The sequence below is a fragment of the Pseudomonas syringae group sp. 247E2 genome, assembly GCF_032587795.1.
In the GTDB taxonomy this organism is placed as follows: Bacteria; Pseudomonadota; Gammaproteobacteria; order Pseudomonadales; family Pseudomonadaceae; genus Aquipseudomonas; species Aquipseudomonas amygdali.
In genome coordinates this window covers 55,596-72,728 of sequence record NZ_JAWHPK010000008.1, presented here as the reverse complement: position 1 = coordinate 72,728, position 17,133 = coordinate 55,596, and the positions used below count along the sequence as shown (strand labels likewise).

Sequence of the window (17,133 nt, the reverse complement as noted above, 5' to 3'; positions counted from 1 at the left end):
GCTCTCTTCCATGATTGTCCCGGCCGTGCTCTGGGCATTGATTCTGTTTTCCGTATTGAGTTGGGCACTGTTGCTGATCAAGTCGGCGCAGTACGTGCGTCAGAAATCGCAGAACAAACAGTTCACCAAGGCGTTCTGGAGCGCGCCGGACCTGCTGACCGCCGCCGAGCACTCTGCACAATATCCTGGAGCGCTGGCGCGTATCGCCAACAGCGGCTTCGAAGCCATGGCGGTCGATGAGTCGCCGCGCACTACGCAACAACTGGCGCACACCATCAACCGCTCGGACCGCCTGGAGCGCAACCTGCGCCAGCAGATACAAAAAGAGCGCCGCGCACTGGAAAGTGGTCAGGCAATTCTCGCCAGTATCGGTAGCACCGCGCCCTTCATCGGCCTGTTCGGTACGGTCTGGGGGATCATGGAAGCACTGCAAAGCATCGGCGTGACCGGCTCGGCCAGCCTGGAAGCGGTCGCCGGCCCTATCGGCCATGCGCTGGTCGCCACCGGCGTGGGTATCGCCGTTGCGGTGCCTGCGGTGCTGATTTACAACTTCTTCCTGCGCCGCCTCAAGCTCGCCGTGGCCGACATGGATGACTTCGCCCACGACTTCGACGCCCTCGCCCAGCGCAGCGCCTTCGCGGTCACCCGTCAGCCCATCGCCAGCAAGAATGGCCATGCCGTTCGGGAGGCCAGCTAATGTCTTTCTCCACTCAGGACAGCGATGAAGTACTCAGCGAAATGAACGTCACGCCGCTGGTCGACGTGATGCTTGTGCTGCTGGTGGTGTTCATCGTCACCACGCCGCTGATGACCAACGCGATCAAGGTCAACCTGCCCAAGACTGATGCGGTCGCCCCTGCCGAGAAGAAAAACCCGGTGGTGGTCAGCGTTGATCAGGACGGCAAGTTCTACCTCGCCAAATCGGAAATCGCCCCGGAACTGCTGGAAAAAAGCCTGCAGGACGAAAAGGCCAAGGACCCGGAAATCCGCGTCCAGTTGCAGGCCGATACCGCCGTGAATTATGGCCAGGTGGCCAAGGCCATGGCGTCCATCGAGCGTTCGGGCATTACGAAGATATCCGTCATGACGGCGAAATGACCCTCAGGTGATTTGACGGCTTCGCCGCGCGAAGCCGTTTGACCCGACCCCCGTAAATGCGGTTGTCCGTGGGCTGAAAAGCCTCTGGAGGGGAGCGGCTTGCTGGAAAAAGAAGAAGTGGAACTCCCGCTCGGCACAACCGCGTCGGGAACAGAGGGCTCACAAGGCCATTTCAATAACGTCTGGACCAAGTCGGAACTAACCATGCTGATGAATCTTCCCGGTTGCACCCTCAAACCACTGGCCCTCGCGGTCCGGCGTCATCCACGTGCCCTGCTTTGTGCATTGGCCATGGGCATGAGCGGTGCTCAGGCGGCAGACGCCGTCGATGCGGACACAAGCGGCTCGGCCGTGTCCACCAGCGCAGCGGTTGTGCCTGCCACGACCCAGTTGCAACGTGTAGAAGTGACCGGTTCGGCGATCCGCCGGGTCGATGCCGAAACCGCAGTGCCAATTACCATCCTGCGCGCTGACGACCTGAAGAAACAGGGCGTGACCACCACCCAGGAAATGGTCCAGCGCATCACCGGCAGCCAGTCGATCAACAACAGCGCAGGCTCGGTCGGTGCAGGAACAGGAGGTGCCTCGTTTGCCGATATGCGCGGCATCGGCGCCAACAAGACGCTGGTGCTGCTCAACGGCCGCCGTCTGGCCAATAACGCACTGTCGGGTGTGGGCACGCCTAACGGCAGCGCCATCGACCTGAACATGATCCCGTTTGCCGCCATCGACCGTGTGGAAGTATTGCGTGACGGCGCCTCGGCGCTATACGGCACTGACGCCATTGGCGGTGTGATCAACTTCATCACCAAAAAATCCCTGACCGACGGCAGCCTGACCCTGGGTGGAGAAACCCCGACCGCCAGCGGCGGCGGTGCCACCAAGGACATGAGCGCCAGTTGGGGCTTTGGCGATCTGGAGCAAGACCGCTTCAACGTCATGGGTGTCTTCAACTACAACAAGCAGCAAAACCTGGACGCCAACGACCGCTCGTTTGCCAGAGATTACGTGCCAGGACGCGGGCTCAATCAGACCTCCGGTACGGCCTATCCCGGCAATTACTTCCAGGGTGACAACTCTGCCAACCCGCTGGGCAGAAACTGCAGCGGCCCTAACCTGATCGCCAGCAACGGCATCTGCCGGTTCAGCACCCGTGAATACATCGACCTGATCCCGCAAACCGAAAAGACCTCGTTTTTTGGCAAGGCCACCGGCAAGCTGGCAGACGATCATAACGTCAGCCTCGAATACTTCTGGGCCCGTAACAACAACCATACCGATATCGGGCCAGCGCCTCTCACCGGCCTGTCTCTGGACTCATCGTCGCCTTTTTATCCCGGCAACGGCATCACTCCGGCACCGACCGACTTTACTCTCGACCCGACCCAACCGATCAGCACAGCCTGGCGAGAAACGGCGGCCGGGCCACGCGGGTCCAGCGACCAGAACACCAGCCAGCGTTTTCTGCTGAACTTCGACGGCCTGGTGGGCGGCTGGGACTACAACGTAGGTGCTTCTTACAACCAGAACAAAGTCCTGTCATCGCTCACCAACGGGTATGTCAGTGACGCTGCAATGCTCAACGGCCTGGCCAATGGCACCCTTAACCCGTTCGGCCCGCAGACCACTGCCGGTCAGGCGCTGATCGATGCCAGCGAATATCACGGCCAGTACTCCAGCGCTGTGGGCCGGGTGGCCGGGCTCGATGCGCGCATCAGCCGGGAAATCGGTGACTGGTTCGGTGCAGGCCCTGCGGGTCTGGCGTTGGGCGGCGAATACCGCAAAGAGAAAATGCATCAGCAGTACGAAGCCTACGTCAACGACATCAGCAGCCTGGGCGCAGATGCCGCCGGTAGCGTCGAAGGTGACAGGAGCGTCAAGGCGCAATACGCCGAACTGAATGTCCCCGTGCTGGACAGCCTTGAACTGACCGCCGCCGTTCGTCATGACAAATACAGCGACTTCGGCAGCACCACCAATCCGAAATACTCGTTCCGCTACCAGCCGTTCAAGCAACTGGTGGTCCGCGGTGCCTACAGCGAAGGTTTCCGCGCGCCGTCGCTTTACGAGCTGTATGCCCCGCGCAGTACCACTTTCACTCAGGGCTATTACAACGACCCGGTTCTGTGTGCCGGTGGCGTCGTTCAGCCGGGTGGTAACGCCGGTCGTGATTGCCAGCAGCAGTTCCTCAACAATGGTGGAGGCAACACCGAGCTGGCCCCGGAAAAAGCCCGCAACATGACGCTGGGCTTCGTCTATCAGCCGGTCAACAACCTATCGATGGGCCTGGATTTCTGGTGGATTCACATTTCCAACCAGATCCAGGCGTTCCCCGAGTCGACTGTGTTTGATGATCCGAACACCTACGCCGACCGCTACGTGCGCGCTGCTGATGGTTCGATTGCCAACATCGTTACCGGCAACGCCAACCTGGGTATCGTCAAGACCAGCGGTGTCGACGTAACGCTCGACTATCGCTTTCCGAACACACCTTATGGTCAGTTCGGTCTGGGCATGACCGGCACCTATGTGACCCGTTATGACTTCCAGAACATCATCGACGGCCCGTACACCGACAAGGTCGGCGACTTCCAGGGCGACGGCGTGATCTCGCGCTGGAAACACGTTCTGACCGGCACCTGGGCACTGGGCGATACTCGCGCTTCCATCACCAACCGCTTCACCAGCGGCTACAACGACTACGACCGCACCACCAATGCGCGCGTCGCGTCATATGCGCTGTGGGACATGTCGGTGGGTCATACCTTCGACAAGGTGCTGGATATCGACGCGGGTGTGCGCAACATGTTCGACCGCAACCCGCCGTTCTCCAACCAGGCCTACAACTTCCAGTCCGGCTACGACCCTCGTTACGCCGACCCGCTGGGGCGCACCCTGTTCGCACGCGCGACTTACCACTTCTGAGTGTGACGACGTGGCCCATACACGCTCCTTGGGCCACGTCAGATTGCGAGCTCGCCCCCTCCGGCCCAGGTTTCATCCACCTTCCCCGGCCGGGGGCTTTTTCGCGACTCATCGTCATTCAGTGCGTACGAGGAAAGCCCCATCATGTTGCGTCATACCCGTTTTCTGCGGCGCCTGATTCTGGGTGTTGCGCTGTGCAGTTGCTGGCAGGTCGCTCAGGCCGCCCCGACTCACGCCTTGACCGTCTATGGCGAGGCACCGAAATACCCGGCTGGCTTCCAGCACTTTGACTACGTCAACCCGAACGCCCCCAAAGGCGGTTCACTGACCCGTTCGGCGGAAGAAATCGGCCAGTTCAACTACCTCAACCCTTATGTCGATCAGGGCATCAATGTGGTGCAGGTCGATACCTGGGTTTACTCACCATTGGCCTATCGCTCACTGGATGAGCCGTACACCGTTTATGGATTGATCGCGGAAAAGATGGAGATGGACCCGAACGGTCTGTGGATTCGTTTTTTCCTCAACCCCAAGGCGCGCTTCGAGGACGGCAAGCCCGTCACCGCCGAAGACGTGCGCTACACCTTCGAGCTGATGACCACCAAGGCCAGCTTCAGCTATCGCCCCATGTTCGCCGACGTCAAACAGGTGACCATCGAGGGGCCGCTACAGATTCGCTTCGACTTCAAGAACAACCTCAACCGCATGCTGGCGCTGGACATCGCCAGCCTGCACATTCTGCCCGAGCACTGGTGGAAGACCCGCGACTTCGCCAACGGCGGCGGTTTCGAGCCGCCGCTGGGCAACGGGCCCTACCGGGTCGCCAAGGTCGATGCCGGGCGCAGCGTGGTCTTTGAACGGGTCAAGGACTGGTGGGGCAAGGACCTGCCAGTCAGCCGTGGCCTTTACAACTTCGACACGCTCACCGTGAACTACTACGGCGACACGGAAATCGCCCGCCAGCTGCTGCAGGCCGGGATGTTCGACTACAACCGAGAGTTCTCCTCCTCCGGCTTTGTGGTCGGCTACAGCGGCCCGGCAATCGACGACGGGCGTCTGCAAAAGCGCATTCTCGCCCGGCAACGTCCGGTCGCCGCGCAAGGTTTTGTGTTCAATCTGGACAACCCGATTTTCAAGGACCGCCGCGTGCGTGAGGCGCTGTCATTGCTGTGGGATTTCGACTGGATCAACCGCCGGGTCATGCGCAATTTCTACGTGCGCGAACAAAGCTACTTTCCGAAAAGCGACATGGCCGCCACCGAGCTGCCGACCCCGGCCGAGCTGAAGATTCTCGAACCCTTGCGCGGCCAGGTGCCGGACGAGGTGTTCACCACGGTGTATCAGCCGCCGAAAACCGACGGCAGCGGTTACATCCGTGACAAGCAGTTGCAGGCCCTCAAGCTACTCGCTGAAGCGGGCTGGCACCCGAAGGACAACAAGCTGGTGAACGCCGCTGGCGAGCCGATGGTGTTCAGCTTTCTCGATGGTCAGGGTGGTTTCGATCGCCTGATTCTGCCCTTCAAGCGCACGCTGGCGCAGATCGGCATCACCCTGGATTTCCTGCGCATCGATTCGGCGCAGTACATCAACCGGCTCAATGCGCGGGACTACGACATGATCGTGGTCAGCCTGCCGAAAAACGGTAATCCGATCATTTCTCCTGGCCGTGAGCTGTACAACCTGTACGGCTCGCAAAGCGCCACCGAAGTGGGTAGTTCAAACGCGATGGTGCTGCGCAACCCCGCGGTGGACACGCTGATCGACGGGCTGGTGAGCGCCAATACTCGCAACGATATGGTGCTCTACGCGCGGGCGCTGGACCGGGTCCTGCAATGGGGCTACTACATGATTCCCAACTACTACTCCAAGGGCACGCCACTGGTGTTCGCCAACCGTTTCGGCATGCCTGATGTGGCACCGACCTATGACGTTGGCCTGGAAACCTGGTGGCAGATCAGCCCGACCCCTCTGACCAACGCTCAGGCCGCTGCATTGACCGGCAAGCCCGCCGCTGCCAAGGAGTATTGAGATGCTGGCTTATGTGATTCGACGCCTGCTGCTGATCATTCCCACGCTGCTGGCCATTTTGATCGTCAACTTCCTGATCGTGCAGGCCGCCCCCGGCGGACCGGTCGAGCAGGCCATCGCGCGCATTCAGGGTTTCAGCCCCAATGGCGTTGGTGGCGGTGGTGGCGAAGTAGCCGCAAGCGGCACCGCCAGCCGCAGCACGCGCGGGCTGGACCCGGCGCTGATCGAGCAGATCAAGGAACATTACGGTTTCGACAAACCGATGCACGAACGACTCTGGCTGATGCTCAAGAATTACGCACAGCTGGACTTCGGCACCAGCTTCTTCCGTGGCGCGCCGGTCACCGAACTGATTGCCCAGAAGCTTCCGGTGTCACTGTCACTCGGGCTTTGGGCGACGCTGATCACCTACCTGATTTCCATCCCGCTGGGCATACGCAAAGCGGTGCGGCATGGCAGTGCGTTTGACGTCTGGAGCAGCACGCTGGTGATCATCGGCTACGCCACGCCCGCGTTTCTGTTCGCCATTCTGCTGATTGTGGTGTTCGCCGGAGGCAGTTACCTGAGCTGGTTTCCGGCGCAGGGTTTGTTCTCGGAGAACTTCGACAGCCTGAGCACCTGGGGCAAGGTGAAGGACTATCTGTGGCACCTGGTGTTGCCAGTCAGCTCGCTGGTAATCGGCGGGTTCGCCACGCTGACCATCCTCACCAAGAACAGCTTCCTCAACGAAATCAGCCGTCAGTACGTGGTCACGGCACGCGCCAAGGGCCTGACCGAGCATCGCGTGCTGTACGGCCATGTGTTTCGCAACGCCATGCTGCTGGTCATCGCGGGCATTCCGCAGGCGTTGATCGAAGTGTTTTTCGCCGGCTCGCTGCTGATCGAAACCATCTTCGGCCTCGATGGGCTGGGGCGCATGAGTTACGAGGCGGCGGTCTCGCGGGACTACCCCATCGTGTTCGGCACGCTGTTTCTGTTCACGCTGTTCGGCCTGCTGATCAAACTGATAGGTGACCTGTGTTACACGCTGGTCGACCCACGCATCGACTTTTCCGCGAGGAGCGCCTGATGTTCGAGTTCTCTCCCCAGACCCGGCGCCGCTTCGACCTGTTCAAGGCCAACCGGCGTGGTTGGTGGTCGCTGTGGATCTTCATCGGCCTGATGCTGGTCTGCCTGTGCGGCGAGCTGATCGCCAACGACAAGCCGCTGCTGGTCAGCTACGACGGGCAGATGTATTACCCGGTGTTGCGCACCTACATGGAAACCGATTTCGGCGGCGAACTGCCCTTCGAACCGGACTATTCAAGCGACTACGTGCGCAAGCTGATCGCCGCGAAAAACGGCTGGATGCTGTTCGCGCCGATCCCGTTCAGCTACGACACCATCAACTATGACCTGGACGCGCCCTCGCCCAGCCCGCCCGACGGCACCAACTGGCTAGGCACTGACGAGCAGGCCCGTGACGTGCTGGCGCGTGTGCTGTTCGGCGCGCGGATTTCCATCCTGTTCGCGCTGCTGCTGACCGCGATCAGCACGGTGATCGGCGTCTGTGCCGGGGCGATTCAAGGTTACTACGGCGGCATGACCGACCTGATCGGCCAGCGCATTCAGGAAATATGGTCGGGTTTGCCGGTGCTGTATCTGCTGATCATTCTGTCCGGCTTTGTGTCACCGAGTTTCTGGTGGTTGCTGGGCATCATGGCGCTGTTCTCCTGGCTGTCGCTGGTGGACGTGGTGCGTGCCGAGTTTTTGCGCGGGCGTAATCTTGAATACGTGAAAGCCGCCCGCGCACTGGGCCTGACCGATGCCGCGCTGATGTGGCGGCACATCCTGCCCAACGCGATGACCAGCACCCTGACGTACCTGCCGTTCATCATCACCGGTGCCATCGCCACGCTCACCGCGCTGGACTTTCTCGGCTTCGGCATGCCTGCTGGCAGCGCTTCGCTGGGCGAACTGATCGGCGAGGCCAAGCGCAACCTGCAAGCGCCCTGGCTGGGGCTGACCGCGTTCGTCGCGCTGGCCCTGATTCTTTCTCTGTTGGTGTTCATCGGCGAAGCCTGCCGCGACGCGTTTGATCCTCGGAGCTGACATGCAAGACAACCTGATTGAAATTCGCGACCTGCGGGTCGCCTTCAACGGCCATGAAGTGGTGCATGGCGTCAGCCTCGACATCCGCCGTGGCGAATGCCTGGCGCTGGTCGGCGAATCCGGCTCGGGCAAGTCGGTCACTGCGCATTCGATTCTGCGTCTGTTGCCAGCGAAAACCGTCAGCACCCAAGGCTCGATTCGCTATGACGGGCTTGATCTGGTCCACGCCAGCGACAAGCAATTGCGCAGCCTGCGTGGCAACCGTGTGGCGATGATTTTTCAGGAGCCCATGAGCTCGCTGAACCCGCTGCACACGGTCGAAAAGCAGATCGGCGAAATTCTCGTCACTCACAAGGGCCTCAAAGGCAAGGCCGCGCTGAGCCGCACCCTGGAGTTGCTGGAACTGGTCGGCATTCGTGACCCGCTGTCACGCCTCAAGGCATATCCGCATCAACTGTCGGGTGGGCAGCGCCAGCGCATCATGATTGCCATGGCACTGGCTAACGAGCCCGACTTGCTGATCGCCGACGAGCCGACGACCGCGCTGGACGTGACCGTGCAGGTGAAGATTCTGGAGTTGCTCAAGTCCCTTCAGCAGCGGCTCAACATGTCGTTGTTGCTGATCAGCCACGACCTCAATCTGGTGCGGCGCATCGCTCAGCGGGTCTGCGTGATGCGTGAGGGCGAGATCGTCGAGCAGGCCGATTGCCAGACGCTGTTCGACAATCCGCAGCATCCTTACAGCCGCTTGCTGATCAACGCCGAACCAGACGGCGAGCCGGTGCCGTCCACGCACAGCAACACGCTGTTGTCGGTGCAGGACCTGAAAGTCTGGTTTCCGCTGGGCAAAGCCTGGTTCAAGCGCGAGCCGCAGTATGTGAAGGCGGTGGATGGGGTGAGTTTCGAGCTGCTCAAGGGCAAGACACTCGGGATTGTCGGCGAATCCGGCTCGGGCAAATCGACCCTGGGCCAGGCGATTTTGCGTCTTGTCGACTCAGAGGGCAGCATCCGTTTCGGCACCAAGGAGCTGAGCCTGCACAGTCAGCACCTGATGCGCCCGTTGCGTCGTCAGTTGCAGGTAGTGTTTCAGGACCCGTTCGGCAGCCTCAGCCCGCGCATGACCGTGGAGCAGATCATCGCCGAGGGGTTGGTGACGCACAATATCGGTACGCCGAAAGAGCGTGAGCAGACGGTGATCCGCGTGTTGCAGGAAGTCGGGCTGGACCCGGCAACCCGGCATCGTTACCCGCACGAGTTTTCCGGTGGGCAACGCCAGCGCATTTCCATCGCCCGGGCGTTGGTGCTTGAGCCGGATCTGATCCTGCTCGACGAGCCGACGTCAGCGCTCGACCGTACGGTGCAGAAACAGATCGTCGCCCTGCTGCGTGACCTGCAAATCCGTCATGGCCTGACGTACCTGTTCATCAGCCATGACCTGGCGGTTGTCCATGCGCTGGCGCATGACCTGATTGTGATCAAGGACGGTAAGGTGGTCGAACAAGGCCCGTCCCGCGAGATCTTCGCCGCGCCGCAGCAGGCCTATACTCAGGAACTGCTGCGTTCTTCCGGGCTGGTGTTTGCCTGAGCCTGAATTTTAAAGCCAGGTGCGAAAGCTAGTTGTGGAAGCTCTGGCCCAGCGCCTCCAGGCGTATGGCCAGCGGCGAAAGGCTCTGGCTGCTGGTCGCGAGTACGCCGATATTGGCGGCGGTGTGCTCGGCGATGGTCTGCACCGAACGTAATTGATCGGCGATTTCCCGGCTGGCGGTGGACTGCTGTTCAGTGGTCGTGGCAATCAGGCCGTTAAGCTGGGTGATATGCCCGATACCTTCACCGACTGCGCGCAGGGATTCCGACGCGCGCTGGCTGTTTTCCACACAACGCCCGACGCCTTGCAGGCTGTCGTTCATGGCTGTAGCGGCCTGACGGCTGCCCCTTTGCAGGTCTTCAATGATGGTCTGGATTTCCTTGGTCGACGATGCTGTGCGTTGCGCCAGATTGCGCACCTCGTCGGCCACCACGGCAAAGCCCCGGCCCTGCTCTCCGGCTCGTGCAGCTTCAATCGCTGCGTTCAGCGCCAGCAGGTTGGTCTGCTCGGCAATACTGCCGATCACGTCCAGCACCTTGCCGATCTGCTCTGACTGGTTGGCGAGTGCCTGCACGGTTTCATCGGTGGTGTTGATGCGCGCGGCAAGCTGAGTGATTTCGCTCTGCGCACGGTCGACGCTGTCGCGTCCGTGAGCCACCTGATCGCTTGCATCACCGGCACGCTGCACGGCTTGCGCAACATGGCTGGAGATATCGTTCATTGCATCACCCATGCGCTGCATTGCGCCGGTCATGCGGGCGATCTCGCTGAGTTGATGCTGTGCTCCGGTTTCCAGCGTACCGCTGGCCTTGGCAAGGTCATGACCCAGCTCGCCGAGCCCGCGTGTGTCGCGCACCACGCCGTCGACAAGGCTGGTGATCTGCTCCAGAAACTGCTCGAAACGTTGCGCCAGCGGCACGCGTTTGGCCGAACGCTCGCTTGTCTGGCTATTGGGCGAAAACTGATTGGTGGTGGCCAGCATTCTATCGAGCATGTCCTGATTCTCGACCGCTTCAGCCTGATTCTGCACGGCCAGATAGACCAGAATCGCGCTTTCTACGACGACGTACACCGCATGCACCATCACCATGCTCCAACCGCCGCCGTGGTGCATGACGTAAACCGGGAAGCCTGCATGCTGCAGAGCGTGGAAGCCGACATGGTGGATAGCGATGGTGACGGCAGCGACCAGAATCGGCAGCCAGTCGCGGTAGAAGGTCAGTACAGCTAGAAACACGAAGATGCCGAAATGTATTTCGATCAGCCCGTGCGCCTGATTGATATGCAGCGCGGCCATGACCATCAGGCCTACACCCACACAGCAGCGCATCAATCGGGTGCCGCCGATGGCACGATACAGCCCGGTCAGCACCACCGCGGTGCCGCCACCGACCACGACTGCCTGGGTGAACGTATCAAACCAGAACGCCAACCCGAGCGCGTAGAGGAACAACAGCCAGATCAGGCCCAGCATGATCCGGTCGGCCTTGCGGTAATGGTCCAGGAAACGAGCGGCTACGGGCATCGAACACATCCTTTTGAAATCCATGGCGACAGAGGGCCCTGTCGGTTTTCAGATCTGCACGAGCAAAACCCCGGCCAACGTGCCGCCTGGATAGTAGCCCTATGCCATAATTTCAGAAATATATTATTCGGTCAGTGTTGAGGCGCGACGACCTCTCTGGCTTGAGCAAGCGGCGCTACGCAGATTTTGTGACGCAGAGCGTCACGAAGGGCGTTCCCACGCTGGAGCGTGCGGAACGATAAGTGTCTGGGGGATCGCGGAACGGGCGCCCACGCGGTGGCCGGGCAAACACTATCGTGCCCATGCTCCGCGTGGGTATGCCGTTCTGGACGCTCTGCGTCCTCTCCGGGCTAGAGATTCAATGGCGCAACAGTTTGCGCAGTGGCACGCCGTCTTTCATGACCGGGGATTTGATGACGATGTAGCTGAAGTACTTGGAGATGCCGATGTTCTTGTCCAGCAGCTCTTCGATCACTTCCTGATAGTGCTGAATGCTGCGGGTCATGAAGCGCACCAAGTAGTCGTAGCCGCCGCTGATCAGGTGGCACTCCAGGACTTCGTCAACGTGGCGGATGTTGGCTTCGAATTTGGCGAAGTCTTCGCGCTTGTGGTCGCTGAGGGAGATTTCCGTGAACACTGTGACCGATTCGGTGATCTTGGCCAGATTAAGGTGCGCCTTGTAACTGGAAATGTAACCTGCCGACTCAAGACGTTTGACGCGCTGCAGGCAAGGGCTCGCGGAAAGCCCGACGGCGTCGGCCAGGCTGACGTTGGTCATGCGCCCGTCTTTCTGGAGTTCTACCAGGATATTGATATCAATCCGATCCAGTTTGACCAAGCCTTCCATTACCTACCTCTTGTATTGCCATTCACGGTGCCTACCTTCTAGCAAAATCAGCGCCGTAAAGACAGCTGATGCTGAGCGACCAGATCGGCCATGCTGTTGATGCACAGGTCGGCAGTGCATGGCTGACAGTGTTGCTCACGGCTACGGCGGATCAGACACAGCCCACCGGTGCCTAACGCCGAGGCAGGCGGGCGAGACACAAGAAGCGTTTCACGTGGCTCCAGATCCATCCCGGCGAGCCAGTCCGGATTGTCCAGCGGGTGAGTGGTCAGGGACAGCAGGCTGTCAGGTTCAAGCCCCAGCCGTTCGCACAGGATGCCGCGATCCTGCAGGTCCCGGTCGGCGTACACCAGCAGCCGATAGAACTTGCGCAGGTAGAGCATCGCGCCGGGTGCATCCTCGAACAGCGTCCAGTTCGGCACGGAACGGGCGAAGGTCATACCTTCTTCCCAACTGGCCTTGATGCCAAGGCGCTCGGCCAGTTGCCGGTGCGCAAAGCACAGCAGGCCGCTGAATCCCAATTCGTCGAAGCGCGGATAGAGCGTGCGCACAACATCATTGAATTCGGTCAGGACCGAGTCTTTATCCGGTGTGTTCAGACCGTTTTCCAGCAACGGCTGCAACGCCGCCCAGACACCCGAATCACGGTCCACCAGAACCTCATCACAATCGATCAGCAGTGCGCGGTAATCAATAAGCCCCATGGCAGGCAACGTCTCCATTCAACAATGATCCCCAGCGCGGGTGGTCGCAGCGTCTCGCGACAACCGCGACCACGTCTACGCTCAGCTGGACTTCAATACTCGTGCCAAGGCGGCATCGAGAATGGTCAGTGCTTCATCGATCTGCTGCTCTGTGGTGACCAGCGGTGCGAGGAAACGCAACACGTTGCGGTACACACCACACTTGATCACCAACAGGCCGCCAATGCGTGCCTGATCAATGATCTTCTGATTGAGATCAGCGTCCGGGCTACGTGCGGCGTCGTTCTTGACCAGTTCCATGGCGAGCATGAAGCCGGTGCCGCGCACGTCGCCGATGCAGGTGTAACGGTCCTTGAGCTTGAGCAGACCGGCACGCAAATGTTGGCCCAGCTGCTCGCCACGCGCGAGCAGATTGTCCTGCTCGTACGTGTCGATCACCGCCAGCGCAGCGGCGCACGACAGCGCATTGCCGCCGTAGGTGCCGCCCAGGCCGCCCGGAAGCGGTGCGTCCATGATCTCGGCACGCCCGACCACGCCCGACAGCGGCATGCCGCCCGCGAGGCTCTTGGCCACGGTCACAAGATCAGGCTGGATACCCGAATGCTCGAAACCGAACCATTTGCCGGTACGCCCGAAACCGGACTGGATTTCATCGACAATCAGCACGATGCCATGTTGCTCGGTCAGCGCACGCAAGGCCTTCATGAACTCCACCGGCGCAGTCAGGAAGCCGCCATCGCCCTGCATCGGCTCGATCAGAATCGCCGCCACACGCTCCGGTGCGACCTGGGTGGCCAACAGCTCGTGCAACGCCGCCAGCGCGACTTCGCTGGTCACGCCGCGATACTCGTTCGGGTACGGCGTGTGGAACACTTCGGGGGCCATCGGGCCGAAATTCTGTTTGTACGGCTGGCTCATGCCGGTCAGCGTAGTGCCAAGCAGCGTACGGCCATGAAAACCGCCGCGGAACGAGATAACTGCCGGGCGATTGGTGTGAGCGCGGGCGATTTTCACCGCGTTTTCGACCGCTTCGGCGCCAGAGGTGAAAAGCACGGCCTTGTGATCGATGCCGCTCTGGCCCGCGATGAGATGGCTCAGGCGTTTGGCCAGATCCAGATAGGGCTGATAGGACGCCACCTGGAAGCAGGCGTGGGTGACCTTGGTCAGTTGCGCCTGAATCGCCGCGACCACGTTGGGGTGGTTGTGGCCGATGTTCAACACGCCGATACCGCCGACGAAATCCAGATAGCGCTTGCCATCGACGTCCCACAGTTCAGAACCCTGCGCGCGGTCGATGACCAGCGGGTGGGCCGTGACAATGCCTCGCGGCACGAACTGATCGCGCTGGCGGAGCAGATGAGGTGTTTCGTCGACTTTGCTGTTCATGGTTTTACCTGTCGTGGGCCTGGCAGCCGACGGGGTGGCTGCGATGCTGTTCAGGTTAAGCGTTCAGCGAAATGATCTACGCCGAACTTGCCCTCTCAGATGTCCAGATCAACTGTTTTTCGCCTCGCAAACGGCAGATTCCTTCATGCCTTGCGAGCACCACGCAATCTGCCGGGCAACGCTGCTTTTCAGTCATGCCGGTGCTCTGCAAAAGGCTGTTTCGACAGATCCTGCTTCCGACTTGCGGCATGATGGGGCTCCACTTTCACACTCAGGAAATGCCCATGCCCGCCCTGCTCTACAAAGCCGATCCCGCACGCGCCGAACGCTGGCGTGTCCTGTTTGCCGAGCACGCGCCGGACATTGAATGGCGTGTGTGGCCGGATATCGGCGACCCGGCCGATATCCACTACTTGGGCGCCTGGCTGGCACCTGACGATCTCCAGGAGCTGCTGCCCAACCTGAAGGTGCTGTTCGCCTTTTCTGCGGGCGTCGATCAACTGGACCTGAGCCGTATTCCCGAGTCCTTGCCGGTGGTTCGTCTGCTGGACCCCGGCATCAGTCACGGGATGTGTCAGTACGCGTCTTTGGCGGTACTGAGCCTGCACCGGGAAATGCTGCGTTATCGGCAGCAGCAGGTCGAGGGCGTCTGGAAAGCTCATCCGCTGGTACCGGCGCACAAGCGTCGCGTGGGTGTGATGGGGCTGGGCTTGCAGGCGCAGCATATTCTGTCGACCCTAAAACCATTCGGTTTCGAGCTGTCGGGCTGGGCGCGTAGCGAGCATCAGGTAGAAGGCGTGACGTGTTATGCGGGTGAAGGACAGCTGAGTGCGTTTCTTGGTCAGTGCGACATTCTGCTGTGTGTGTTGCCGCTGACCGGGCAAACCGAAGGCATCCTCAATCGTCAGCTTTTCGAGCGCCTGCCCCAAGGTGCAGCATTGATCAACATGGGCCGTGGCGGGCATCTGGTGGAAGCGGACCTGCTTGAAGCACTGGACAGCGGCCAATTGAGCGCTGCGGTGCTGGATGTACTGCAACAGGAACCGGCACCGGCTGATCATCCGTTCTGGCAACACCCGAAGATCATGCTGACACCGCATGTCGCGGCCATGACCCAACCGGAAAGCGCCTTCCCCGGCCTTCTCGATAACATTCGCCGCTTTGAGCGTGGTGAAGCGATGCAGGGGCAGGTGGATCGGGGCCAGGGTTACTGATGCGTTGGATTATCGTTCCCCACGCTCCGCGTGGGAATGCAGTTCTGGACGCTCCGCGTCCGATCTTGAGCGTGCTGTGCTCTGTGGATTTGTGACGCGGAGCGTCACGACCTGCATTCCCACGCTGGAGCGTGAGGAACGATAATCTCAACTATCGTGCCGACGCTCCGCGTTGGTACGCCGTTCTGAACGCTACAACCCCCCCACATGAAACGCCTTCACTTCCAGGTATTCATCCAGGCCGTAGCTGGAGCCTTCGCGGCCAAGGCCGGATTGTTTGACGCCACCGAAGGGGGCGACTTCCATGGAGATGATGCCGGTGTTGAGGCCGACCATGCCGAACTCCAGCGCCTCGCCGAAACGCCATGAGCGACGCAGGTCCTGGGTGAAGTAGTACGCGCCAAGGCCATAAGGCGTGGCGTTGGCCAGTGCCAGCGCTTCGGCTTCGTCGGTGAAGCGCATCAGTGGCGCAACAGGCCCGAAGGTTTCTTCGTTGGCCAGCAACATGCCCGCATGGGTTTCCCCCAATACCGTTGGCTGGACGAATTGACTGGTGCCATCGGGACGGCCGCCATGCAGCAACTTCGCGCCCTGGCTCAGCGCATCATCAATGTGCCGGGTAACCTTGCTGACCGCCGCCGGGTTGATCAGCGGGCCAATGGTCACGCCCTCTTCCAGGCCGTTGCCGACCTTGAGTTTGCTCACTTCCTCTACCAGCCGTGCAGCAAAACGGTCGTAGATGCCGTCTTGCACCAGAATCCGGTTGGCGCACACGCAGGTCTGCCCGGCGTTGCGGAATTTGCTGAGCATGATGCCCGTCACCGCCTGTTCCAGGTCCGCGTCGTCAAACACGATGAAGGGCGCGTTGCCGCCCAGTTCGAGGCTCAGACGCTTGATGTGTTCGGCGCTCTGGCGCATCAGCAAGCGGCCGACCGGGGTCGAGCCGGTAAAGGAAATCTTGCGCACCACCGGGTTGCCGGTGAGTTCTTCGCCAATGCCTGTGGGCATGCCGGTAATGACGTTGAACACACCGGCAGGAATACCCACGCGTTCGGCCAATACCGCCAGCGCCAGCGCCGACAAAGGCGTGAGGTCCGATGGCTTGACGATGATCGGGCACCCGGCAGCCAAGGCTGGCGCGCACTTGCGGGTGATCATTGCGTTGGGAAAATTCCATGGGGTGATTGCGGCGCACACACCCACCGGCTGCTTGAGGGTCATCAAACGGCGGTCTGCGCTGGGCGCGGGGATGGTTTCACCGTAGGAGCGGCGCGCCTCTTCAGCGAACCATTTGACGAAGCTGGCGCCATAGCGGATCTCGCCGCGTGATTCGTTCAGCGGCTTGCCCTGCTCAAGGGTCATGATCAGCGCCAGGTCTTCGACGTTATCGAGCATCGCCTGATGCCAGCGCTCCAGCAGGGCCGCGCGCTCGGCAGCGGGACGTGCGCGCCAGGCGGGCCATGCACGATCCGCAGCTTCGATGGCGCGACGGGTTTCAGGGCCATTCAGGGCCGGAACCTGCGCGATCATTTCGCCGGTCGCCGGGTCGCTGATGGTCAGGGTTGCACCATCGTCAGCGCTGATCCATTGCCCATCGACGTAGGCGCGGTCTACCAGCAGGCTGGGGTCTTTCAACTGATTCTTGAGCATGGTCGAGTCCTGTTTCGGGATACCTGCCAGTCTAGGCAGGCGCCGCAGTCCAGGATGCTGAAAGCAGGATAACGGCAGCG

At 60.8% G+C, this 17,133-nt stretch carries 13 protein-coding genes; 8 read left to right on the top strand and 5 right to left on the bottom strand.

Annotated features, from left to right (window positions below):
• Positions 1-10: 10 nt before the first annotated feature.
• The 7 genes from RYC18_RS07670 to RYC18_RS07640 all read left to right on the top strand — a co-directional run bounded on the left by RYC18_RS07670 (position 11) and on the right by RYC18_RS07640 (position 9,727).
• Positions 11-697: a MotA/TolQ/ExbB proton channel family protein gene (locus RYC18_RS07670; protein ID WP_003435083.1), complete on the top strand. Its 687-nt coding sequence runs from the start codon at positions 11-13 to the stop codon at positions 695-697.
• Complete coding sequence (locus tag RYC18_RS07665) at positions 697-1,098, top strand: ExbD/TolR family protein (protein WP_002555939.1); 402 nt, start codon at positions 697-699, stop codon at positions 1,096-1,098. The genes RYC18_RS07670 and RYC18_RS07665 overlap by 1 nt, the downstream gene beginning before the upstream one ends.
• 99 nt (positions 1,099-1,197) lie before the next feature.
• Positions 1,198-4,023, top strand: coding sequence for a TonB-dependent receptor (locus RYC18_RS07660; RefSeq protein WP_004663145.1), 2,826 nt, complete (start codon positions 1,198-1,200; stop codon positions 4,021-4,023).
• Positions 4,024-4,167: 144 nt separating this feature from the next.
• Positions 4,168-6,051, top strand: a complete 1,884-nt coding sequence (locus RYC18_RS07655) for an extracellular solute-binding protein (protein ID WP_316884862.1) — start codon at positions 4,168-4,170, stop codon at positions 6,049-6,051.
• A gap of 1 nt (position 6,052) precedes the next feature.
• The gene (locus tag RYC18_RS07650) at positions 6,053-7,120 is read left to right on the top strand and encodes a microcin C ABC transporter permease YejB (RefSeq protein WP_005745742.1); all 1,068 of its coding nucleotides are present in this window, start codon (positions 6,053-6,055) and stop codon (positions 7,118-7,120) included.
• Positions 7,120-8,142, top strand: coding sequence for an ABC transporter permease (locus RYC18_RS07645; protein WP_005758998.1), 1,023 nt, complete (start codon positions 7,120-7,122; stop codon positions 8,140-8,142). Before RYC18_RS07650 ends, RYC18_RS07645 begins: the two co-directional genes overlap by 1 nt.
• Before the next feature lies 1 nt (position 8,143).
• A complete protein-coding gene (locus RYC18_RS07640) occupies positions 8,144-9,727 on the top strand; it encodes an ABC transporter ATP-binding protein (protein WP_019740537.1) in 1,584 nt (527 codons plus the stop codon).
• 28 nt (positions 9,728-9,755) lie between these two features.
• On the opposite strand, the gene RYC18_RS07635 is transcribed toward RYC18_RS07640, so the two are convergent.
• From RYC18_RS07635 to gabT, 4 genes are all read right to left on the bottom strand, one after another.
• On the bottom strand, positions 9,756-11,252 hold the full coding sequence (locus RYC18_RS07635; protein WP_316884851.1) for a methyl-accepting chemotaxis protein: 1,497 nt from the start codon (positions 11,250-11,252) through the stop codon (positions 9,756-9,758).
• A 358-nt stretch (positions 11,253-11,610) separates the two neighbouring features.
• Positions 11,611-12,099 (bottom strand): Lrp/AsnC family transcriptional regulator, encoded by a 489-nt coding sequence (locus tag RYC18_RS07630; RefSeq protein ID WP_002555947.1) that lies wholly within the window; start codon positions 12,097-12,099, stop codon positions 11,611-11,613.
• Between the two features lie 47 nt (positions 12,100-12,146).
• Positions 12,147-12,803: an HAD family hydrolase gene (locus RYC18_RS07625; protein ID WP_054097791.1), complete on the bottom strand. Its 657-nt coding sequence runs from the start codon at positions 12,801-12,803 to the stop codon at positions 12,147-12,149.
• A gap of 81 nt (positions 12,804-12,884) precedes the next feature.
• Positions 12,885-14,189, bottom strand: coding sequence for a 4-aminobutyrate--2-oxoglutarate transaminase (gene gabT, locus RYC18_RS07620; protein ID WP_316884826.1), 1,305 nt, complete (start codon positions 14,187-14,189; stop codon positions 12,885-12,887).
• 284 nt (positions 14,190-14,473) lie between these two features.
• Between gabT and RYC18_RS07615 the strand changes: the two genes are divergently transcribed.
• On the top strand, positions 14,474-15,403 hold the full coding sequence (locus RYC18_RS07615; RefSeq protein ID WP_316884825.1) for a glyoxylate/hydroxypyruvate reductase A: 930 nt from the start codon (positions 14,474-14,476) through the stop codon (positions 15,401-15,403).
• Between the two features lie 192 nt (positions 15,404-15,595).
• Here the strand turns inward: RYC18_RS07615 and RYC18_RS07610 are convergent, their stop codons facing one another.
• A complete protein-coding gene (locus tag RYC18_RS07610; protein WP_316884823.1) occupies positions 15,596-17,053 on the bottom strand; it encodes an NAD-dependent succinate-semialdehyde dehydrogenase in 1,458 nt (485 codons plus the stop codon).
• Positions 17,054-17,133: the final 80 nt, after the last annotated feature.